Genomic DNA, 21,997 nt, shown 5'->3' with positions numbered 1-21,997 from the left:
TACTCCAAAAGTCAGAGTCTTTGTTCCTGATCTTGACTCTAATGGATAATATCTTTAAGCGGGTTTCCCAACGGTGCCCGCTTTATTATCCAAAGGGTAATCTCTTTCACATCTTATTTTGATCCTCTCTTCATTTTTCGGGCAATAAATTCAATTTTGCCCCTACGGGACTCCCCGACATGCATCTAAAAGATCTCAAACAAAAATCGCCCTCTGAACTCGTCAAAATGGCGGAAGAACTCGGAATCGAGGGGGCTTCAACATTACGCAAGCAAGACCTTCTCTTTGCCATTCTCAAGGTTCAGGCCGAAAGAGGCGATCAGATCATGGGATTGGGGACGATCGAGGTTTTACCCGACGGATTCGGTTTTTTACGTAGCCCAGAAGCTAATTATCTCGCGGGTCCTGATGATATTTACGTTTCACCCAATCAGGTCAGAAAATTTGGTTTAAGAACCGGTGACACGGTTGAAGGTGAAATTCGCGGACCCAAAGACAGCGAACGCTATTTTGCTCTGACCAAGCTTATTTCGGTCAATTTTGATAACCCTGATAATGTCCGCCATCGCGTCAATTTCGACAATCTGACGCCGCTTTATCCTTCCGAAAAGCTTAATCTCGATATCAGCGATCCGACGAATAAAGACAAATCGGCACGGGTTATTGATATTGTTGCTCCACAGGGTAAAGGCCAACGTTCTTTGATCGTGGCACCGCCTCGGGTGGGTAAGACGGTTTTACTTCAGAATATCGCTCGCGCCATTTCGGAAAATCACCCCGAAGTCTTCCTGATTGTTCTTCTGATTGACGAACGTCCGGAAGAAGTTACGGATATGCAGCGCTCCGTCAAAGGCGAAGTTATTTCTTCTACTTTTGATGAACCAGCACAGCGCCATGTTCAGGTCGCCGAAATGGTGATTGAAAAGGCGAAAAGACTAGTCGAGCATAAAAAAGACGTTGTCATTCTGCTCGATTCCGTCACTCGCCTTGGTCGCGCCTATAATACGGTTGTGCCTTCCTCCGGTAAGGTTTTAACTGGTGGTGTCGATGCCAACGCGCTTCAGCGTCCGAAACGCTTTTTCGGTGCGGCGCGTAATATCGAAGAAGGCGGTTCGCTTTCGATCATTGCCACCGCCCTTATCGATACCGGCAGCCGTATGGATGAAGTCATCTTTGAAGAATTCAAAGGTACCGGTAACTCCGAAGTCGTGCTTGATCGTAAGGTCGCTGACAAGCGTATCTTCCCAGCGATGGATGTTGGTAAATCAGGTACCCGTAAGGAAGAATTGCTGGTCGACAAAGACACCCTTTCCAAAATGTGGGTGCTGCGTCGTATCCTGATGCAGATGGGTACGGTCGATGCGATGGAATTCTTGCTCGACAAGATGAAAGATTCCAAAACGAACGAAGACTTCTTCGCGTCAATGAATCACTAGAATAAAACATAATCGTTACTTTTTCATGACAAGAAAAAGCAGCTAACCAGTAAAAAGCCTTCTTTCCAAATCGGAAAGAGGGCCTTGTTTTTCTTCTCATTCTATCGGGAAGACTGGTCACCTATCCTTGGATAACCTTTTATCTTTTGTTTAATCCACAAAGTTATCCACAGGCTGTGGACTATTTTGTTCAATAGTTTTGTATTCTTGAAAAAAAACGGCTGACCCATTTCTGAATCAGCCGAATTTGAAAAAATAACGTTGTTTTTTTCTATCAAAAAAGCAGCGATTTTAGGGAATAAGTACCGTAGATCCGGTGGTTTTCCGGCTTTCGAGCAAGCTATGGGCTTTTGCGACATCAGCTAAAGAAAAACGCTGGTTAATCTCTGCTTTCAAAACATTTTTTCTTAGTAAATCGAACAACTTCTGGCTTGCTGTGGTTAAATCCACAGAGTTATCCACATAATCCACAAGGCGTGGTCGGGTCATATAAACCGATCCGGCTCCTGCCAATTCTAACGGTGATAATGGCGGAACGGGGCCACTGGCATTTCCGAAAACAACCCACAAACCTTTTTTTCTTAACGAAGCCAGCGAGCTTTTCCAGCTATCCGCTCCGACACTATCCAAGACCGCATGAACGCCTTCGCCATTATTCTGCTGCTTAATCCATTGCGGTAATTCAGCATAGGGCAGGGTGGTCGTATAATCGGCACCATTGGCTTTTACTTTTTCAGCTTTTTCAGCCGTGCTGGTATGCGCAAAAACAGTTGCACCTAAATATTTCAGCCAAGGCACCAACAGGCTACCCACACCACCGGCTGCGGCTAAAACCAATATTTTCGGTGCTTCGCCTGCGATCGCTGCATGTGCCAGACATTTTTCAGCGAGCATCCAGCTGGTCATGCCCTTTAACAAAACGGCCGCTGCGGTTTCTGCTGAAATATCATCAGGTAAAGCGACTAATTCGCGGGCTTCAACAATCCGATGGGTCGCATAGGCGCCGGGTTTCGACGTAAAAATTGCTACCCGATCGCCAACTTTAAAGCCTTTAACATCCGTACCGACGGCTTCAATAACGCCTGCAGCTTCACAACCCAATGCGGCTGGAAAATTCTGCCGATACAAACCTGACCGATGATAAACATCAATAAAATTAACACCAATGGCTTGATGCTTTAATAAAACCTGACCGGCTTCGGGTTTCAAATTTTGAAGATCAATCGGCTTTTTGACTAAAACTTCAGGGCCACCGGCTCTTTCTGCAACAATGGCATAAGCTTCACTCATGATAGAACCCTTTCAATAAAATCGAAACTGCGCTGGTCTGCCAGTCTAGCCGCTTTTTCAGCGCGCCGCTTTCCTTTTTCGGTCGCGAAACCATGACCGGCATCAGAATAAAGATAAAACAGCGCATCCGGCTGGTTTTGAAAAGCTGAATGGATAACTTTGATAGCTGCTTCCGAAACAAAATTATCCTGATCGCCAAAATGCAGCATAATGGGCGGATGATTTGCCTTCATGGCAGACAAATTTTGGTCAATATCGACACCATAATAGCAAACAGCCGCCTCGACTTTTTCTTCAGCTGCCAAAAGAAAGGATAAAAATCCGCCGAGATAATAACCTACCGTCGCAATCTTGCTGTCCGGCTGTTGCGATCGGGCATAGGCGATAGCCGCCTCGATCGTCATTAAAGCCTCTTTATTTTCCAGCTTTTGATAATATGCCATCGCCTGCTGCATTTGTTCTGGAATATCGGGATCCAGCTCGACATCAGGGGCAATATTCCAGAAAATATCGGCCGCAATGGCCCAATATCCAGCCTTAGCCCAGCGATCGACCCGCAAGCGGATACCCTCATTTATTCCGAAAATTTCAGGAATAACGACAATAACCGCTTTCGGCTTATGTTCGGGGGCAGCTTGATAGGCTGAAATTCTGCGATTTTTATCCACAGAAGGGATAGTTATTTTCTGACCCAATATTTTGTCCTTCCGAAAGCCATCCGTTGCTTTCGAAATAAGAAGGCTTTGACAGATAGAAAGCTATCCTGACAAAGCATCTTCACAAAACAAGTCAAACAGACCGAAAGGCGAGGTCAAAATCTAGCGCGAAGCCTGCTTGCGATAACGCTTTTCATGGTCAATCAACCATTGCTTGGTCTCAACCCCTTTTCCGGAAGAATACTGCCCCAAAGAACCATCTGCTTTAATAATCCGGTGGCAAGGCACAATCACCGCCAAAGGATTTCTGGCACAAGCTTGCCCGATCGCTCTCGGGCCTGAATCCGCGATTATCGCCAATTGGCGATAGCTTGGAGTTTCGCCATAGGGCACCTGACATAAAGCCTGCCTTAGCGCTTCCCCTCTCGGGCTTTTGCTCGGCTGTAAAGGCAAATCAAAGCGGAAAAGCTTTCCTGCAAGATAGGCCTCAATCTGCCGCACAGTTTCCTGCAACAACGGTGAATTGGCCAAAACAGATGCCGAATTTTGCTCTTCTTTCACGGAGAGATCGGACAAAATTGATACCTGCTCCAGATATTCTTCCGAAGCACGAATTGAAAACAGGCCTATCACGGTAGGATAATAAAGCTGGGGCATAAATTTCTGTCCCCTGATCGGGATGTTATAAAAAATCGGCAAACTTGCCAGATAAAACAATCTGCCAGAGGCTTTTCAAAATAGAAAGCAGAATTCGCGCCTCCAAGTCTCCAATGATTTTCCTGCCCCATAGCGGGTGACAGACTAAAGCGATCAAGGTAAAAGCATCCCGATATTCCCAAGGCCGCCCGCAGGCCATCCGCGATCAACAGGGCTTTTCCGCTATGAAAACTATCTTTGCCTTATCTTCAGGTCGTCCACCGGCAGGTATTGCAGTGATCCGGATCAGCGGTTCTGCTGCGGCCAAAACTGCGCGTCTTCTAACCCAAAAATCCCTACCGGATTCCCGCCGCGCTGTTTTAAGAAATCTTTACGATCCCGATACCAACGAACAACTCGATCAGGCTTTGGTTATCTGGTTTCCGGCACCCAAAACAGTCACCGGCGAAGATCTGCTCGAACTCCATGTTCATGGGGGCAGGGCAGTTGTCGATGCGGTGCTCTCAGTCTTAGAAAAACAGCCTGATTTACGGCCAGCCGAAGCCGGAGAATTTACCCGTCGAGCTTTTCTCAACGGCATCATCAGCCTTCACGAAGCAGAAGGCCTTGGCGATTTATTAAGCGCCGAAACTGCCAGCCAAAGACGCGCCGCTTTGATGATGAGCGGGGGCGCTTTAGGGCGGCAAATCGCCTCATGGCAAGACCGATTATTGACAATCTCTGGTCAAATAGAGGCCGGTTTCGACTTCTCTGAAGATATTGAAGAAGACGAAAATGAAAGCCGCCAATATCTTGAAGCGATCAGAGAAAAGATCGCTATCCTGATTGCGGAACATCGTGCTTTTGAACAACGCCCCACAATGGAAAGATTGCGGGACGGCTTGCGGGTGGTTTTGGCTGGTCGTCCTAATGCTGGAAAATCGACCTTAATTAACGCTCTAACGGGGCAGGATATTGCGATTACTGCGCCAATCGCTGGAACAACCCGTGACGTTATCGAAGTCAGCTTTGCCCTAAAAGGCATCCCGATGCGCTTTTCCGATACGGCGGGGCTTCATGAATCTGATGATATCCTCGAACAGGCGGGCATCATCCGCGCCCGAAAAGCGATTGCCGAAGCCGATATCCTGTTATGGCTAGGCGATGCCGACGACGCGCCCGATACTGAAGGCGAAGTCCTTGTCCTTTATCCACAGATAGATCTGCCCGATCGGCTCCCAATACCGGAAAAAATCGACATCGCTTTATCGGCTAAAACTGGACAAGGTGTTGATTTATTACAGGAAAAATTGGTCGAACTGGGTAAAAAAGCTTTGCCGAAAGAAGACGAAGTAACCCTTAACCGCCGCCAACACCGGTTAGTGAAAGATGCCGCTGACAGTCTCTCTTTGGTTATGGAAGCCGAAGATATGCTGATTGTCGCTGAAGCCGTTCGACAAGCCTGCCGCTGCTACGATCAACTCACCGGAAAAGCTGGCGTTGAAAATATGCTGGATAATCTCTTCAGCCGTTTTTGCATCGGTAAATGAACCTTGCTTTGACTAGAATATGCCTGCCAGAGCGGGGGCATATTTTGTCGGCATAAATTCAATGATTTCGTAATCCGCTATTTCATTTTGCTGAAATGGGTCTTCTAACAAAATCTTTTCCAAAGCCTCGCGGCTCAATTGACTATTCACTATTATGATGCCGCCATTCCTTGGATTTTTTGCACCAGATGCCAGAAAATAACCGGCTTTATAGTAAATATCCAAAAATCCCCGATGCGCTTCTATGTATTTTTCTATTTCGCTGATGGGCTTTTTATAAGAAAGATTGACGATAAACATAAAAAGATGTCTCCTAAAAATATCGTCTCTAGCCTTTCATCGAAAAAAAGGAAAAATCTCTTCTCTTGAAAATATTAAGCGCAATGCGAGGGAAGAGATAACCTTTTATCCAAAATAGCTTAAAGTGAAGCTTTCGAGGACGGAAGTATCTGTTCAACTGTATAACCGCGCTTTTTCATCAACTCAGGTAAGCCTTTAGGGCCTACCATATGAAGAAAACCAACACCGGTAAAAATAGATGTACCGCCCACATGTATATCATCCAGCTTTTTGGCCATCGCATTATTGCGTTCGCCTATCTCGACATTGGTCGCTTTGCACAATTCTGTCTTGTCGCATTCGGCTGCAAATTTCTCTAACCCTGGGAGATCGCTTTTTTCCCAAACAGCAGCCAGCTCTTTGGTGGTTGAAAGGGCTTTACCATTTGCAATTTCGTTTAAGTAATTCTCTATTTTTTGGGCGGTTTGCTTTTTATCATGCCCGGCTAAAATTGTGCGCTGTGTTGCTGCATCTTCCAGTTCTATAATTTGTCGCATTGTCGATTTTGCGAATCCCAAAAGAACCAGATCAATTCCATAATCGGGGTAATAGCCTTCCCATTTACCAACTGACGCCGTCATACGTGTAACGCGAGCTGCTAAGGGCATATCTTTGACTTGTGCTGTCGGTGTGCAGAATTTCAGCTCTTCATCTTCTATTTTTTTCTGCAGTCCTTTTTCGTCTAACCATTTTTGGGTTTCGGTATTTGCAGGGGCTTGTAGTGCCTTAATATTTTCTGGATTTAAGATATCTAGCTCAACACCAACGGCTACGCTTTTAGAAATAGCATTGAGCACAGTTGGCCCAGGCATCATCCAGTTTTCTTTGGCGATATGTATTGTGCCATATAACCATGAGCTATGGCCATCTTTTGTGATTTTCCAAAGAAAACCTCTATCTTGATTATGCTTCAAAGCTTCTTTTACTTCATCAATAGAGGGAACATGCGCTTGTGGCGGGCAGGTATTATTTTCGGCATAAGCAGGGCTTATCAATGTAGCAAATAAAACAAACGGTAAAAATTTTGATATTTTCATAATGTATTTATCTTTTTAGGGTTATTATATTAAAATATAACCTAATGTAAAAAGCATATAATTACAATATAATGACAATTATGTTTTTTAAATGATTTTTTTGTTCTTTAATGCTGTATAAAAATTATAAAATGAACGATCACCCTATATTGTAAAAATATCTAACCAGCGGATGATCTCCTCTTTCCAAACAAAGGATAGAAACCCTGCCGCGTTCATTTACTCTCTTTGAATAGCACTTTCCCTGATAGCTTTGTGCTCTCCTGCGCTTCTCCCCGTTCCACGTGAAACAAAAAGGCCTCATCCTGATAAGATTAAAGCCTATTTTCAGACTTTAAAAAGGTTGATGATTGTTTTTCGCCCCGAAAACTGGTTGATAGCGTTTCTATGTGTTTCCCGTCTGGATTATCTTTATCCCTGTTATGAACGAGTTTTTCGACATTGTAGTCATAGGCGGCGGTCATGCCGGCTGTGAAGCTGCGGCTGTTGCCGCCCGTATGGGGGCAAAAACAGCCCTTGTGACGATGGACAGCAACCAGATCGGGGCAATGTCCTGTAATCCGGCCATTGGTGGATTGGGCAAGGGACATCTTGTACGTGAAATCGACGCATGGGATGGCTTGATGCCTCATGCGGCTGATTATGCGGCCATTCACTACCGAATGCTCAACCGTAGCAAAGGCAGCGCTGTTCAAGGTCCCAGAATTCAGGCCGACCGCAATCGCTACCGAAAAGCTATTCAGACGGCTCTCTCTGAACAAGCCAACCTCCAAATTATCGAAGACATGGCTGAATCCTTCCAAATGGATGCAGGCAAAATCGCGGGCGTGTTATTGGCTGATGGCCGTTCGGTTGCGACGAAATGCGTTGTTCTTACAACTGGCACTTTCCTTGATGCTTGGTTGTTCTGCGGCGAAAAAAAATGGCGCGGTGGGCGCATTGGGGAACAACCTTCTCTTGGTCTTGCCGAACAGTTGAAAGCCCTTGATTTACCGCTGGGCAGGCTGAAAACTGGCACGCCGCCACGGCTTGATGGTCGAACCATCGACTGGTCAAGATTGCAACGCCAACCTTCCGATGAAGAACCATGGACAATGGCCAGCTATGGAACGGGGCGCGTCGCTCCGCAAATCGCTTGCGCTTTGACCCGTAGCAATCAACAAACCCATGATATCATCCGCGCCGGTTTAGATCGCTCTCCGCTGTTTAGCGGTGCGATAGAGGGGCGGGGGCCGCGCTACTGTCCTTCCATCGAAGATAAAATTATGAAATTTGGTGACCGCGACGGGCATCAGATTTTTCTGGAACCAGAAGGGCTCGACACTCCGCTGATTTATCCGAATGGGGTTTCGACTTCCTTACCCGAAGACGTACAGCAGGCTTTTATCAACAGCATCGAAGGCCTCGAAAAAACCGAAATCGTTCAGTCAGGCTATGCGGTCGAATATGAATTTATTGATCCGCGCAGCCTTACCCATCATCTCGAATTAAAGGCGATGAAGGGCGTTTTCTGCGCTGGACAAATCAACGGCACCACCGGTTACGAAGAAGCCGCAGCGCAAGGCTTAGTCGCCGGCATCAGCGCCGCTTGCTCTGTCGCTGGCAAAACACCTCCTGTTTTCGATCGTCGTAACAGCTATATTGGGGTCATGATCGACGATCTGGTCTTGCAAGGCGTTACCGAACCTTATCGTATGCTGACCGCCAGAGCAGAATATCGCCTCGGTCTTCGTGCTGATAATGCCGTCACCCGACTATCCGGTCAGGCAAAAGCCTTCGGTGCTTTGGGGGCAGAAATGACGGCTTTTGTAACCAAAAGGCAGGCCGAACGCGAAAAATGCCAAAAGCTGCTGCAACAAACCGCCAGCAGCCGCGACATGCAAAATGTCGGCGCTCATGTCACAGAAGGTGCCTCGCACAGCTTGTTTGAATGGCTGCGCTTTCCGGCCGTGACGCGGGAACATCTCGAAAAATTAATACCAGAATTAACGCAGCTTTCCGATGCTGTCGTAACTGAAATGATCGACGATGGTCGTTACGCGCCCTATCTTGAAAGACAAGATGCCGAGCTGGCACGCTTGGCCGGTAACGATAATATGCCATTACCTGATCAGCTCAACTATGCGGCGATAGCGGGTCTCTCTAATGAAATGGTTGAACGTTTCTCTGCTGCCCGCCCACCCGATATGGCGGCTGCCTCTCGGGTCAGGGGTGTTACCCCTGCCGCTTTGGCCGCCATCTGGATTCATGCAAAAAAAGTGACATTATGACACGGGAAGAAGCTCTGGTCTGGCTAGACCAACATATCGGTATTTCACGTGAAACAGTGGCAAAGCTTGATGCTTTTGTTGCTTGCCTTCATGTGGAAATGGCACAGCAGAATCTGATCGCCCGTTCTACCGTTGATGATTTATGGGGTCGCCATATCATCGATTCTGCCCAACTTCTCCCTTTGGCACGGAAAGAAGCCAGCTTTCATAAAAGCTCACCTGAAAACTGGCTAGATCTCGGTTCTGGGGCTGGTTTCCCGGGCATTATCATCGCCATTCTTTCCGATATGGCGGTTACTTTGGTTGAATCCCGCCGGAAAAGAGTTGAATTTTTACAAAAAGCCGCTGAAGCTGCTGAAACACCCGTCACAATTTTAGGGCAAAGGCTGGAAAATATCGAACCACAACCCTTTGATATTATTACAGCTCGGGCGTTCGCCCCTCTGGATAAATTATGGAAATTGGCACTGCCTTTTTCTCATAAGGACAGCCTGTGGCTCCTCCCCAAAGGGCAAAATGCACGTATGGAACTGGAAGAGACCCGTAAATTATGGCAAGGTGATATCAGGATAGAGGCGAGCGCCACAGATCCACAATCGGCGATTATTGTCGCGACCCATATCCACCCCAAAAAACATAAAACGGGGAAAAAAACGTGATCAGAATCGCCATCGCCAACCAAAAGGGCGGCGTCGGAAAAACAACCTCCGCGATTAACCTGTCAACGGCCTTGGCAGCTATCGGCTGGCGGGTCTTAGTTATTGATTTTGATCCCCAAGGCAATGCCTCGACTGGTCTTGGTATAAAACACGAAAATCGTCGTATTTCTGCCTATCAGGTACTGACGGGGGAAGCTGCCCTTACCGAAGGCGTGGTGAAAACCGCTGTCCCTGGATTGGAAATTATTCCGGCAACGGTTGATCTCTCCGGTGCTGAAATCGACCTCTTAAGCCTCGGGGAAAGAACCCACCGGCTGGCGCATGTTCTCGATACAGCCCCCGCTGACCGTTGGGATGCTTGCCTGATTGATTGCCCTCCTTCTCTGGGTTTGCTTACCGTTAATGCCCTTGTTGCCGCGCATAAACTGATGGTGCCGCTGCAATGCGAATTTTTCGCCCTTGAAGGGTTGAGCCAACTTCTAACCACAATCGAACGGGTGCGTTCGCGTTTCAATCCGACCCTTTCAATCCTGGGCGTTGCGCTGACGATGTATGATCGCCGTAACCGCCTTTCAGATCAGGTCGCAGATGATGTGCGGGCTGTTTTGGGACGGGTCGTTTTTAATACCACTATTCCTCGTAATGTTCGGCTTTCCGAAGCACCCAGCCACGGTATTCCTGCTTTGATTTACGATCATCGCTGCGCCGGATCGGAAGCCTATATGGCCTTGGCACGGGAAGTCATCGACCGACTTTCCAGCAAGAAAACCTTTTATCAGTCACAGGTATCTGCATGAGTTTGGATAAGAAAAACCGTCCACGTAAAGGCGGCCTTGGTCGTGGTCTTTCTGCTTTATTAGGCGAAATAGCCGATGAAACGGCGACCGATAGCCAAGGTTCAGGCCGCGAAAGCCAGAATTCCGGCGCGGTGCGAAGCCTCCCTGTGGCGGCCATTTTTCCTCATCCAGATCAGCCCCGCCGCATTTTCGACGAAACAAAGCTGAAAGAATTAACGGAATCGATCGCCCAAAGAGGCGTTCTGCAACCAATCGTTGTCCGTCCAAAAGGCAGTGGTTGGCAGATCGTCGCTGGCGAGCGCCGCTGGCGGGCAGCTCAACGGGCAAGGCTTCATGATATTCCGGTTATTGTCCGTGATTTCGATGAATCTGAAACGCTCGAAGTCGCTCTTATTGAAAATATCCAGCGGGCAGAATTAAACGCCATTGAAGAAGCCAGAGCCTATCAAAAACTGGCAGAGCAATTCGGCCATACTCCCGAAGCGCTGTCAAAACTGGTGGGTAAATCCCGAAGCCATATAACGAATTTACTGCGCTTGCTCGATCTGCCGGAAGGCGTGCAGGATGCACTGGTCACACGTCAATTGACGATGGGACATGCCCGCGCTTTGATTACCTCCCCTGATCCGCAAAAACTGGCTGAAAAGGTCATCGACAAAGGCCTTTCGGTACGTGACACTGAAAAGCTGGTGCAAGAAATCAAAAATGGCAAAACCACGGAAGCCCCCAGTAAAGCGAAAAAAGGGCAAACCTTGGCCGCCAATGGCGATGATGCGGATATTCTGGCGCTGCAACAGCTCTTAACGGAATCCCTGAAAGTCCCCGTGACCATCGCCTATAATGGTGAAAGCGGTACCATCAGCCTCGATTACAGTTCAATGGATGAACTGGACTTCCTGTTTCAGAGGCTATCCGGTTCGGATTTTTAAAACCCGTCTCTCCTTGAAAATACCGCTATCTTCCTCTTAAGCCTTCCGACGGTTTTTCTTATCTTTTAACAAGGTCAGACCAGCAGTCGGGCTTAGCTTTATCGCGTCTATCAAACCGAAACAGGAAAATATCGTCACCATAACCAAAGCTATTCTGAAGGGTAGGTCGGGTTGCTGACCCAGATTAAACCATCCAACCAGACCATGACTCAACCGCAAAGCAATAGCGCCAACCGTAACCCCTAAACCTAAAGATATCTGAACCAAGGTGCTGAACAAGGTATTCGCCGTGCTCATTAATTCCTTTGGCACTTCTGAATAAGCGAGCGTCACAATCGCAGTGAATTGCAGTGAACGAAACACCCCGCTCGTAAACAGAACAAAAATAATCAGCCATTGATATTGCGGTGACAGAAATACACAGGCCAAAATAGACAGGCTACAAAGGATGTTATTCCAGATCAAAATAGGCCGAAAACCGAAGCGCTCAATAAAATAGGTCGTGAAAGGCTTCATCAACAGATTACCGGCAAAAATGGCTGTCAGCAATGAACCGGATAAAAACGGACTAAGCCCAAAGCCGATTTGGAACATCAAAGGCAACAGAAAAGGCGTCGCACTGATTGAAATCCGGAAGATACTGCCACCAAAAATGCTGACCGAAAAACTCTGTATCCCCAAAGTTTTGAGGTTAATCATCGGATAGGCAGCCTGATTAAGGTGACGATATCCCAACGCCATCAACAACCCACCAAAGGCCGTCATTCCGCCAATTGTGGCCCATTGCGGTTCCGGCTGCGCGCCCATTTCGATCGCGGCCATGACAAAAAACAGTGAAAAGCTAGTCAGCAGAAAACCCGGCCAATCAAAAGGTGGAGCTTCGACTTCGCCCGATTTCGGTGCCAATAACAAAGCCGACACAATCGCGATCAATCCCAAAGGCAGATTAAGATAGAATATCCAGCGCCAAGTCGTATGGGTCACAATCAACCCACCCAAAACAGGGCCCAACATTGGCGCGGCCAAAGCAGGCCAGATCAAGGTCGCCATTGTTTTAACGAGCTTTTCTTTGGGCAAATTCCGCAAGACAGCCAATCTTCCGACCGGAATCATCATTGCCCCGCCGATACCCTGCATAATCCGCAACAGAACGAATTCGACCAGCCCGCTCGACATCCCGCAAAGAACGGATCCCAAGGTAAATATCGTAATCGCAAGGGTGAAAATCCGCCTGATACCAAAACGGTCGGCAATCCATCCGCTAACTGGAATAAATATCCCCAAAGTCATCAAATAAGCGGACACCCCGATATTCAAATCAATCGGAGGCACTGAAAAACTTTTGCTCATCGCGGGCAGGGCGGTCACGATAATACTACCGTCCAAATTCTCCATAAAGGAGGTGCCCGCCACCAACAAAGATAACAGGAATAAATAGCGATCAGGCGTCAAAAAGCCGGATTTTGGATTTGGGGAAGTCATAAGAAATCTGCTTTGATGATCAAGCTTTTGGGACAAAAAGCCCTTATAACAGCGGCTATATAGATTTTCTGCCTAAAAGATAACAGTCGTTATCGGATAAATATTTTCAGTAATATCTATTGGATAAATAAATTTTTGATTATTCTGTTTTCCTTAAAAATATAGATTTGATATGTTAAAGATTAGCATTTCTTTTTATTAAAAAATAAAAAATACAGATGCGGATAAATTCAAAAGAAAACCCATTTAAAAAAATAATTATTTAAAATGTTAGTTTATATATTTTATCTGTTTCCTGTAATTTATTGGTAACAATTCTCTATTAATAGAGGTTATGTAAATAATAACGAATTATTATATTATTATATAATAATATCTTTCAGGGCTGTCTTCCCCAATATTACCCCCCGAGGGACAGCCCTGAAAAAACAGCCTAATTTTTGTCTAAATCGCGGTCAGCCATTACCGAAAAATCAAAAATACGACCACTCAAAGCCCCTTTGGCGCCATTGCTGGTCATCTCGTATAAAAATCCATATTCACCCGGCTTCAAGGCATATTTCGGCGTTACTTTATAAACACCGGCTCTGACCATTTCGAAATCAAACGGTATCTGGTCTTTATCCATAACGCCGCTTTTTGCACCGCCAATATTGCGACTACCGACGCGTATTTCACGATGACCATTCTTTCCGCTTTTGCTTTGCATCTTAATCAAAGTAAACGCATTCGGCGAATTAACGGTAGCCTGCGTGCCAGCACTCCACGTGCTTGCAGCCTGCTGGTTATTGGCCTCATCAAAGAAAAAATAGAAAACCGGCTGCTCATCATCCGTCCGGTTAAGCGCATGTTCGTTCTGGATAGAGGCTTTGATGCTCATGGAAGCAATACCGCTCGTCAAAGCATAGCCCCAGACGCCCCCTGTTTTGGCCTGATTGGTGACGGTTGACTCCATATACCGCATCTTCGGCGGGACGGAATGCGCATTAAACAGATAAACACCAGGCGAATGAGGCACCATCGGATCAGGCGAATCCATCGACATCGCCGCAGCTTTAGGCGCGCTTTTCTCCAGCATCGCCGCCAAAACCGGACTGGATACACCACGCCGTCGTAAAGCAATCAGCTGATCGGTTGAAAGATCGTAATTAGCATCCGAATTTTTGATCTTCGCAACAATCGCTTCATCACCCAAACCCGTATTGGTCAAGGTAACGACAGATTCATTGTTAAGGGTTTCTGCTAAAACAGGCATAGAACAGCCCATAAGTGCAGCCAGAATAAATGGATTAATTTTCATGAAGTCCCCTGTTTTTATGAAATAATGTAAATTTCGGGGCAACCTAATGGTAAATATTTTATCTGCAAAATAAAAAATAAATATTATTTAAATATAGATAAAATTAACACATATATCTATTTAAGATGTATTAAATTTTATTATATAATATTGATATTTTGATACGTTAAAATGCATTCGATGAATAACGAGATATCTATTCAACGTTATTATTATAGGACGATATTTATAGGCTACATCTGAAAATACCTCTTTCTTCTCAATGCCATCAAAGTGATTTTCAATTTTTTCTAATGTACTTTTTTGCTTTGCAGTACAGCCTTATGGCTACCGCGCTAGCCGACTGTCCGAGCATCATCGCTTTCCGGCAAACTCATACACGACCTGACAAGCTGCCAAATCCCAAGCGGCACAACCCACCGATTTAAACAAGATCGGCTGATCCTTAAGGGGCTTGCTCTCTAATGCTAAAGCCAAAGGCTGCACTTTTGACCATTCCAAACCGGCCTGAATAATATCGCCTGCCTCACTCGGCGCCCCAATCAAATCATCGACATAGACCACGCTATTTCTCACAATTTCGGGCGCAATCTCGATCATCTCCGGCCTAAAGGCACCCACCGCAATCACCAATCGTCCCGCCAAGGCTGGCTCATTATAGATAACTTCACGACTGGAAGTGACCGTAATCACCACATCGAAATCAGATCCGTCTCTTTCGTCTGGCTGCAATCGCAAAGGCAAGGATGATAGCCGCTGACAAAAGGCACGGCTCCGTTCCATTGAACGGCCTCTGATAGAAACTGAAATATCAGGATAAAGCGCCGCCAGCGCCTCACAATGGGCAACGGCCTGCACGCCCGTCCCAATAATCAAAATCTTTTCTATCGGCTGTTTTGCCAGTAATTCGATCGCCAACATAGACAAAGCCGATGTCCGTAACATGGTGACCGTTGGGGCATCCAAAACGAACAGCATCTTGCCGTTTTCGGCATCAGCACAGGATATCTGCCCTTGGATGACAGGCCGCTCAGAAGCCGCATTATCAGGGCAAATCGTCAATATTTTGGTGACCAATATTTCCCGACTGGTCGCGGGCATGACCATCAACAGGCTTGATCTATCGGGAGCCATCGTCGTGACCCGCTCGGGACAATGAATATCACCCCGATCATATGCCTGAATTGTCTGCTTCAAAGCTTCAACCAAGACAGGATAGGTCAAAATCTTCTTTGTTTCGGCGATAGAATAGAATTTCATCTGGCTGTTATCCTGATCTCCTTGATCTTTTGCAAAGAAAAAAGGAATCCCGCCCGCCTAATATCTTCGATCTTAAAAGCGGCCGCCCAATTGCAAGCGTGATTTGTTGATCAATACTTTGTGGCGCAATAGCAAACATCAGGCAGGGGGCATTTCTGTCATATTCCGTAAATAAAGGGAGGCGTAGGGACAAAATATAATCGATGAAGACCAGCGGGATATTAAGGACAGTGAAAAAAATAGGATGGAAAGCGGCTCTTATTTCAGCCGCCATAATATTGGGAGCTTTGCTCCTCTGGGGGGCTTTAAGTCTAAAAAAACCGAACCCGAAAACGCCACAGGATGCCTTAACGCTCGGCCTGAAATATGCTCATGGTGACGGTCTCGCGGCCGATAAAGGCAAAGCCTTTAACTTGATACAGCAGGCCGCCAATAAAGGCTTTGCGCCCGCTGAATATAATCTCGGCACGCTATATTATAATGGCGACGGCGTAGCGGTTGATAAATCCAAGGCGCTTTACTGGTATCAGCAAGCGGTTAATCATGGCGATGCCCAAGGCCAAGTCGCTCTTGGCAACATGTATTACAACGGCGATGCAGTTACCGTCGATAAAGCCAAAGCTGCGGATCTATATCAACAAGCAGCCAACCAAAATGACCCGCAATCGCAATTAAATCTAGGCGTTATGTATGCGAGCGGCGACACCGTCGCGCTTGATAAATCCAAAACCCTTTATTGGTATCAAAAGGCAGCCGAGCAGGGGAATGCACAGGCTGAATATAACCTTGGTAATCTGTATTATAACGGGGATGGCCTCGCGGTTGATAAGGGGAAAGCCGTCTATTGGTATCAACAAGCGGCCAATCACGGTTTTGCACAAGCCGAACTCGCTTTGGGCATTATGTATTATAATGGCGAAGGCGTAACGGTCGATAAGAACAATTCGTCTTATTGGCTAAAACAATCGGCTGATCACGGAAGTGAAGCTGCAAAAAATCAGCTAAAAATATGGTTCTCTTCCTAAAATAAATGATCAAGGATGGGCTTCTGAAAAATCAGGATACGCCTTTTTCTATACCTGATAGCTATTCAGGGAGCCAATGTTTTAATAAAATGGATTTTAATATAAAAAATAAATATTGAATTATTAAAAATATGAATTAAATTTTCTTAAAAAATAAGAGAATTACTATGAAACCAAAAAGAACAGCAATTGTGTATGATTTTGATGGGACACTCTCTCCAGGATCAATGCAAGAATACTCACTCTTGAAAGCGATTGGTTATAATAATCCTAAGGATTTTTGGGATATTGTAAAAAAAGAATGCAAAAAGAGAGATGGAGACGAAGTTCTTACATATATGCAGCAGATATTAACATCGGCACAGCCAAAGGGAATAAAAATAGATAAAAATTTCTTTTATAATCATGGAAAAAGTATTTTATTCTTTGATGGTGTTGTTGAATGGTTTGCTCGTATTAATAAATATGCAGAAAAAATGAATTTGATTCTAGAACACTACGTCATTTCATCGGGTATTCGAGAAATGATTGAAGGCACGTCCATAAGTAACAACTTTAAAAAGATATTTGCATCAAGCTTTGCTTATAACGAAGCTTCAAAAGCTGCTGAGTGGCCTTCTGTTTCTATTAACTACACAACTAAAACTCAATTTTTGTTTCGGATTAATAAAGGTATAGAAAATACGTGGGATAATAGCGCTATTAATAAATGGATACCAATGCAAGAAAGACCGATTCCATTTGAAAGAATGGTTTTTATTGGTGATGGGGATACAGATATTCCTTCGATGAAAATGGTCAGAATGCAAGGAGGAAGCGCTATCGCTGTATTTGATCCTGATAAGCCAAACCAAGATAAGATGGGAAAATTAATTGCAGAAGATCGGGCAAGTTATGTCGCACCTGCGAATTATGAGCCGAATAATTTATTAGACGTTATTGTAAAAGGTATTTTAGGACGGATCGCCAGAGAATCGGGGTATAGACCCCGCGGATGAATAGCTGGTAGTCTCCAATTTAATCCGCTGTCGCTGTATAAAAAGCAGGAATGAATGAGCCTTTTATGCCGTCCTTCTTGGCAAGCTTAGGCAATATTCTTGGCTACAAGACGGGCTGCTTTTGAAAATAGCGCGGTCATTTGATCTGCGGTCGGGGAACCACCCCAAACATAAATAGAAAGGGTAATCGCTTTATCTGGTCTTGGCCAAATGACGGCAATATCTCCGGCTGCATTTGCGCCATTCGTGCCTGTTTTATCTCCGATAACCCAGTTTTCAGGTAATCCGGCACGGATACGATTTTGACCTGTCCGACATCCTTTGAGCCAAGTGGCTAGCTGTTGTTTTGATGTTTCCGATAAAACACCACCTAAGACAACTTTCTGTAAATTACGCGCCATAGAAGCCGGTGTCGTGGTATTTTCTATCCCGCCATAACGGGTTTCATTTAAAAAGGGTTCGATCGCGTCCAAGCGACTTTCATAGTCGCCGATCTGTCGCCAAAATTCTGTCAGAGCCAACGCCCCGCCACTGCACGCTAAAAGTTTGTTTGCACAAAAATTGTCGCTTTGTTCAATCGCTCCCTGACAAAGTTCAGCAACCGACATCTTCCCCCGACCAAGATTACTTTTAGCAAAAGGCGCATATAAATCGCCGATATCGGCAGCCTTGTAATCAACCGAATGATTAAGACTTTCTTGCCTTTGATCGCAACGCAGCAGGGTAAAGGCGACAAGAGAAGCCTTGAAAGTGCTGCACATAAGAAAGCGCTCATTCGCTCGCCATGCGATACTTTGACCTGTCGCTATATTTTGGGCATAGATACCCGCATGACCACCTGTCGCCCGCTCATATTCCCGCGCGATCTCTTCTATCGTGGTAGGGGCTTCAGTCGTGACAGGTTTCTCAGCCCATACAGCCGGAAAAAGAAAAGCCGTTCCCGCTGCCCCTGCCGCCAAAAACTCCCGCCTCCGCATTACTGCGATTCCTTACCTGATATATTTATTTTTGCCGCAGATCGCTGTGTATCCATATATTACAAAAATCTAGTTTCAGTATAAGCCTTAAATTAATCTGTAATAAAATTGATATTATCAAAAAATTTATCTTTTAAAATATAATGTGTTATTTTTTCTGCGTAAAAAACTATATATTATAATATAAAAAATCATTTCCTTTGTTTGAGTGAGACTTTTTTAAACAATATAAAAAAGAAGTTAAATTATGATTTTAGTCAAAAATCTAAATTTTTCAGTCAAGAATAAAGAAATACTTCAAAATATAAATTTTGAATGGTCTCACGGTATTCTTGCTATTATCGGAGGAAATGGTTCTGGTAAATCAACCTTACTCGGTTGTCTTTCATCTTCACTGAAAACAGGTAATGATTGTATCTTTTGGGAAAACAAACCCATCAATCAACAAATAAATCATTATCGCCGTTCGATCGGATACGCGCCTCAAGGCAGGGGGCTATATTCTCCTTTATCTGCCATAGAATTTCTTTCGGCCTGCGCAATTTTGCGTTGCCTTTATTCGTCTCAAACCGAGGCCGAGGTCGCGCATGTTTTAAAAATAGTTGGGTTAGATTCTCTCGCTAACACAGCATTAAATCACTTTTCAGGCGGCAATCTTCGAAAACTTCTGATTGCGCAAGCCCTATTGGGCAGTCCCGAATTACTTATTCTCGATGAACCAACCTCGGAAGTCGATATCACCGCATCAGACCTAATATGGTCAAGATTGAAAGACTATGCGCAAAATCATTCTGTAATCGTCGCCAGTCACGACATTAAATCTGTCTTAAAATATGCTGATAAAGTGGTCGTCATGTCAGCCGGACAATTATCAAAAATAGACTCTCCGATTAATTTTAAAAAATATGAAGGTGGGGGATTCGATCTATGAATTCCTTATCTTTAAAAGCAATAATAAAATATGCGCATATAGTAATACTTGGCCTCTTGAGGCAACCTATGGCATTCGCTGTACATATCATTGTCGCTATTATATGCGGATTGCTTATCTTGCCTAGGTTCTGTTTACAAAATATTTATAAAAATTTGAAAAGATAAGTCAAAAGCAAGTTTTTTAGGATACAGATTGGATACGTGGAGACCTGACGGACAAGGAATGGACAGTTATAAAGGATTTTCTCCCGAGTAAACGAGGCTGCTGATCGCGTTCGTCCTAAAGTAACCGATTATATTTAACAGCATGCTTTCTGTGCTTCGAACAGGTTGGCCTTGGCTTGACTGACGACTAGGTTATGTTGACAAAGGAAGGTAACCACAATTTTACGGCCGCGATATGAAGGAAGGCGAGGAAAGATTTTCTGGTTTTGTCATAGCGTGTGGCAATACGTCTGAACTGCTTCAACTTATTGAACATCCGCTCAATACGATTACGATCTTTGTAGTGCTGGAGATTATAAGGAATAGGCTTTTTCCGATTGGAACGAGGCGGGATAACAGGAAGGATGCCTCGAAAAAGCAGTTTTTCGCGTAACCTATCGCTATCATATCCTTTATCAGCGAGAAAACGGTGGGGTGTTGTGACAGGGATATCTATCAAGCTATCAGCGCCAGAATAATCAGAGACCTCACCACCTGTAAGTTCGAAAGCTAGAGGGCGGCCTTGACCATCGGAACGGGCGTGGATCTTGCTCGTAAAGCCTCCGCGGCTGCGACCAAAGCCTTCCTTATACGTCCCCCTTTTGCGCCAGCCGCTTGGCTGTGGGCGCGAATAATCGTACTATCTATCATATGTTGCCAGTCATCTGTCAGGCCAAGGTCAACCAGGGTTTCAAGAAGAGCGTCCCAGACACCCTGTTCTGCCCACCTACGAAACCGAACATAGACCGAATTCCATTTCCCATAACGTTCATGCATATCTCGCCACGGGCAGCCTGTTCGAAGCACATAAAGCATACCATTGAGAAATAACCGATTACTTTTGGCGGGACGCGCGCAGCGGCCTCGTTCGCTTGGAAGAAGACCCTCTATTATCTCCCACTCCGCGTCTGTCAGATCTCCTCGCATCCTATCTGCCCTACAAAACTTGTTCTCAAGTTATCTCTAAAAATCTTAAATTATACCCTTTGTCAACATAACCTAACAATAGCTATGGATATGCCACATTTACAGTTTTAGATAAAATTATCGCTTATAATAAAGATGCTATCCCTGTGATAACAGGCAGTATGTTTTCTATGATATACCCTCTAATCGGGTTTTTATTAATCAAATTAACAGTAAAAAAACCAATACCGGAAAATTTACTTTCCTCCTTTCCTATACAGAAAAGAGATATTTTTTTTGGTAGCTTTTTGGCATCATTTTTTATTTTAACAATGCATTTAATTTTTATTGCGTTGATTGGCAGCGTAAAAAATCTACCTATTACTTCGCTTCATCAAATCCCATACGTCATATCTTTGTGCTTTATTATCTCTTTCCCTTCTATTGTTATGACTTCTACTGTGGTCTCGATAGAGGAATATTGTGGTTTAAAAGATGCCAAAACGCGCTCTATCCTTGTCGTCGCTCTATGGATTGCGTGGATTTCTTATATGGGTGTGTCTCTCCACGGGATAGGATGGGATATTTCAGGCATTAAATTCCCAATATTGAAAGTATTTCATCAAAGTAATATTAATATCGGATTTGTGTCTTTAAAAAACAAAACAGAGTTTATCTTTGATTTTAATAATTTTTTCTTAGATAAAAGTTATATTTTTTATCAAATTATACGATCTTCTCTCTGGTTGCTCATTCTATGGCTAGCTGGGAGTAAAGAATTCGTGTTAAAAATAAATGCCTTGCCATCTTTTAATTCGGCAATTTTCCAAAAGAAAGCTTGCGGTTTTAAGCCTGTTTCTTTTGTCTTAGGTTGGATAATCCTCGTATCAAGGCAAGTTACACGACTTTTCCAAGGTAAAACTCAATTTCTCTTCGCAATTCTTTTGCTGATTTCCCAACTGTTAACCAGTCACAGCATTTCTGATAAAATATCACTCGTCGCTTGGGGCTTATATATTACCCGATGGTCTGCCATTGGCCGATTAATTGAAGGAAAAGAATTCTCAATACTGGAATTTTCACTTCCTTTGGGAGGATGGAAATTTGGCATCGCTTCAATCGTCGCCATAGCGCTTCAAATGATCTTTTTATCCTTGGGCGAAATGGTCGTTTACCCTTCGGTTATTGCCTCGAAACTCTTCCAAATTTTAATATGCTCTTCTGCTGCTGTCCTCTTGCTGAGGATAACAGGATCAAAGACGCCTTTTCTTATTCTCGCGATTACAGCATGGTATGCCTTGGTGACGGGATGA

The 21,997-nt window shown here is 44.9% G+C and carries 19 protein-coding genes and 1 pseudogene; 10 read left to right on the top strand and 10 right to left on the bottom strand.

The window, feature by feature from the left end:
• The first annotated feature begins 179 nt into the window (after window positions 1-179).
• On the top strand, window positions 180-1,436 hold the full coding sequence (gene rho, locus FBY58_RS00515) for a transcription termination factor Rho (RefSeq protein ID WP_141918902.1): 1,257 nt from the start codon (window positions 180-182) through the stop codon (window positions 1,434-1,436).
• A 291-nt stretch (window positions 1,437-1,727) separates the two neighbouring features.
• Here rho and FBY58_RS00510 read toward each other — a convergent pair whose 3' ends face one another.
• From FBY58_RS00510 to FBY58_RS00500, 3 genes are all read right to left on the bottom strand, one after another.
• Window positions 1,728-2,726: a quinone oxidoreductase gene (locus tag FBY58_RS00510; protein WP_141918900.1), complete on the bottom strand. Its 999-nt coding sequence runs from the start codon at window positions 2,724-2,726 to the stop codon at window positions 1,728-1,730.
• Window positions 2,723-3,421 carry a dienelactone hydrolase family protein gene (locus FBY58_RS00505; protein ID WP_141918898.1) on the bottom strand — a complete coding sequence of 233 codons (699 nt, stop codon included), beginning with the start codon at window positions 3,419-3,421 and terminating at the stop codon, window positions 2,723-2,725. Before FBY58_RS00505 ends, FBY58_RS00510 begins: the two co-directional genes overlap by 4 nt.
• 123 nt (window positions 3,422-3,544) lie before the next feature.
• Window positions 3,545-4,039, bottom strand: a complete 495-nt coding sequence (locus FBY58_RS00500; RefSeq protein WP_141918896.1) for a methylated-DNA--[protein]-cysteine S-methyltransferase — start codon at window positions 4,037-4,039, stop codon at window positions 3,545-3,547.
• A 224-nt stretch (window positions 4,040-4,263) separates the two neighbouring features.
• Here FBY58_RS00500 and mnmE point away from each other — a divergent pair, with 224 nt between their 5' ends.
• On the top strand, window positions 4,264-5,568 hold the full coding sequence (mnmE, locus tag FBY58_RS00495; RefSeq protein ID WP_141918894.1) for a tRNA uridine-5-carboxymethylaminomethyl(34) synthesis GTPase MnmE: 1,305 nt from the start codon (window positions 4,264-4,266) through the stop codon (window positions 5,566-5,568).
• Between the two features lie 12 nt (window positions 5,569-5,580).
• Here mnmE and FBY58_RS00490 read toward each other — a convergent pair whose 3' ends face one another.
• Together FBY58_RS00490 and FBY58_RS00485 are read right to left on the bottom strand one after the other, a co-directional pair.
• A complete protein-coding gene (locus FBY58_RS00490; protein WP_141918892.1) occupies window positions 5,581-5,868 on the bottom strand; it encodes a YciI family protein in 288 nt (95 codons plus the stop codon).
• A 119-nt stretch (window positions 5,869-5,987) separates the two neighbouring features.
• Window positions 5,988-6,944, bottom strand: a complete 957-nt coding sequence (locus FBY58_RS00485) for a TraB/GumN family protein (protein WP_141918890.1) — start codon at window positions 6,942-6,944, stop codon at window positions 5,988-5,990.
• Between the two features lie 404 nt (window positions 6,945-7,348).
• Between FBY58_RS00485 and mnmG the strand changes: the two genes are divergently transcribed.
• The 4 genes from mnmG to FBY58_RS00465 are packed head-to-tail and all read left to right on the top strand — an operon-like array spanning window position 7,349 to window position 11,599.
• A complete protein-coding gene (mnmG, locus tag FBY58_RS00480) occupies window positions 7,349-9,214 on the top strand; it encodes a tRNA uridine-5-carboxymethylaminomethyl(34) synthesis enzyme MnmG (RefSeq protein WP_141920569.1) in 1,866 nt (621 codons plus the stop codon).
• Entirely contained in the window at window positions 9,211-9,873 is a 663-nt protein-coding gene (rsmG, locus tag FBY58_RS00475; protein WP_141918888.1) for a 16S rRNA (guanine(527)-N(7))-methyltransferase RsmG, read from the top strand. Before mnmG ends, rsmG begins: the two co-directional genes overlap by 4 nt.
• Window positions 9,870-10,670 (top strand): ParA family protein, encoded by an 801-nt coding sequence (locus tag FBY58_RS00470; protein WP_141918886.1) that lies wholly within the window; start codon window positions 9,870-9,872, stop codon window positions 10,668-10,670. The genes rsmG and FBY58_RS00470 overlap by 4 nt, the downstream gene beginning before the upstream one ends.
• Window positions 10,667-11,599 carry a ParB/RepB/Spo0J family partition protein gene (locus FBY58_RS00465; RefSeq protein ID WP_141918884.1) on the top strand — a complete coding sequence of 311 codons (933 nt, stop codon included), beginning with the start codon at window positions 10,667-10,669 and terminating at the stop codon, window positions 11,597-11,599. Before FBY58_RS00470 ends, FBY58_RS00465 begins: the two co-directional genes overlap by 4 nt.
• Before the next feature lie 36 nt (window positions 11,600-11,635).
• On the opposite strand, the gene FBY58_RS00460 is transcribed toward FBY58_RS00465, so the two are convergent.
• The 3 genes from FBY58_RS00460 to FBY58_RS00450 form a co-directional block, all read right to left on the bottom strand.
• Window positions 11,636-13,081 carry an MFS transporter gene (locus tag FBY58_RS00460; protein WP_141918882.1) on the bottom strand — a complete coding sequence of 482 codons (1,446 nt, stop codon included), beginning with the start codon at window positions 13,079-13,081 and terminating at the stop codon, window positions 11,636-11,638.
• A 433-nt stretch (window positions 13,082-13,514) separates the two neighbouring features.
• On the bottom strand, window positions 13,515-14,381 hold the full coding sequence (locus tag FBY58_RS00455; RefSeq protein WP_141918880.1) for a hypothetical protein: 867 nt from the start codon (window positions 14,379-14,381) through the stop codon (window positions 13,515-13,517).
• Window positions 14,382-14,735: 354 nt separating this feature from the next.
• Window positions 14,736-15,641: a delta(1)-pyrroline-2-carboxylate reductase family protein gene (locus FBY58_RS00450; RefSeq protein WP_141918878.1), complete on the bottom strand. Its 906-nt coding sequence runs from the start codon at window positions 15,639-15,641 to the stop codon at window positions 14,736-14,738.
• A 230-nt stretch (window positions 15,642-15,871) separates the two neighbouring features.
• Here FBY58_RS00450 and FBY58_RS00445 point away from each other — a divergent pair, with 230 nt between their 5' ends.
• The gene (locus FBY58_RS00445) at window positions 15,872-16,666 is read left to right on the top strand and encodes a tetratricopeptide repeat protein (RefSeq protein WP_141918876.1); all 795 of its coding nucleotides are present in this window, start codon (window positions 15,872-15,874) and stop codon (window positions 16,664-16,666) included.
• 167 nt (window positions 16,667-16,833) lie between these two features.
• Entirely contained in the window at window positions 16,834-17,664 is an 831-nt protein-coding gene (locus FBY58_RS00440; RefSeq protein ID WP_185738159.1) for an HAD family hydrolase, read from the top strand.
• Window positions 17,665-17,750: 86 nt separating this feature from the next.
• Here the strand turns inward: FBY58_RS00440 and bla are convergent, their stop codons facing one another.
• Window positions 17,751-18,641, bottom strand: coding sequence for a class A beta-lactamase (gene bla, locus FBY58_RS00435; protein ID WP_141918870.1), 891 nt, complete (start codon window positions 18,639-18,641; stop codon window positions 17,751-17,753).
• Window positions 18,642-18,888: 247 nt separating this feature from the next.
• Between bla and FBY58_RS00430 the strand changes: the two genes are divergently transcribed.
• On the top strand, window positions 18,889-19,572 hold the full coding sequence (locus FBY58_RS00430; protein ID WP_141918868.1) for an ATP-binding cassette domain-containing protein: 684 nt from the start codon (window positions 18,889-18,891) through the stop codon (window positions 19,570-19,572).
• Between the two features lie 354 nt (window positions 19,573-19,926).
• Here FBY58_RS00430 and FBY58_RS00425 read toward each other — a convergent pair.
• Window positions 19,927-20,705: pseudogene (locus tag FBY58_RS00425) on the bottom strand (IS5 family transposase).
• Between the two features lie 146 nt (window positions 20,706-20,851).
• On the opposite strand from FBY58_RS00425, the gene FBY58_RS00420 reads away from it, so the two are divergent.
• Window positions 20,852-21,997: a hypothetical protein gene (locus tag FBY58_RS00420; protein WP_185738158.1), complete on the top strand. Its 1,146-nt coding sequence runs from the start codon at window positions 20,852-20,854 to the stop codon at window positions 21,995-21,997.

It is taken from the genome of Zymomonas mobilis, from assembly GCF_006715975.1.
In the GTDB taxonomy this organism is placed as follows: domain Bacteria; phylum Pseudomonadota; class Alphaproteobacteria; order Sphingomonadales; family Sphingomonadaceae; genus Zymomonas; species Zymomonas mobilis_B.
Note: the sequence above shows the minus strand (reverse complement) of the source record. Positions and strands in the feature narration are given on the sequence as shown.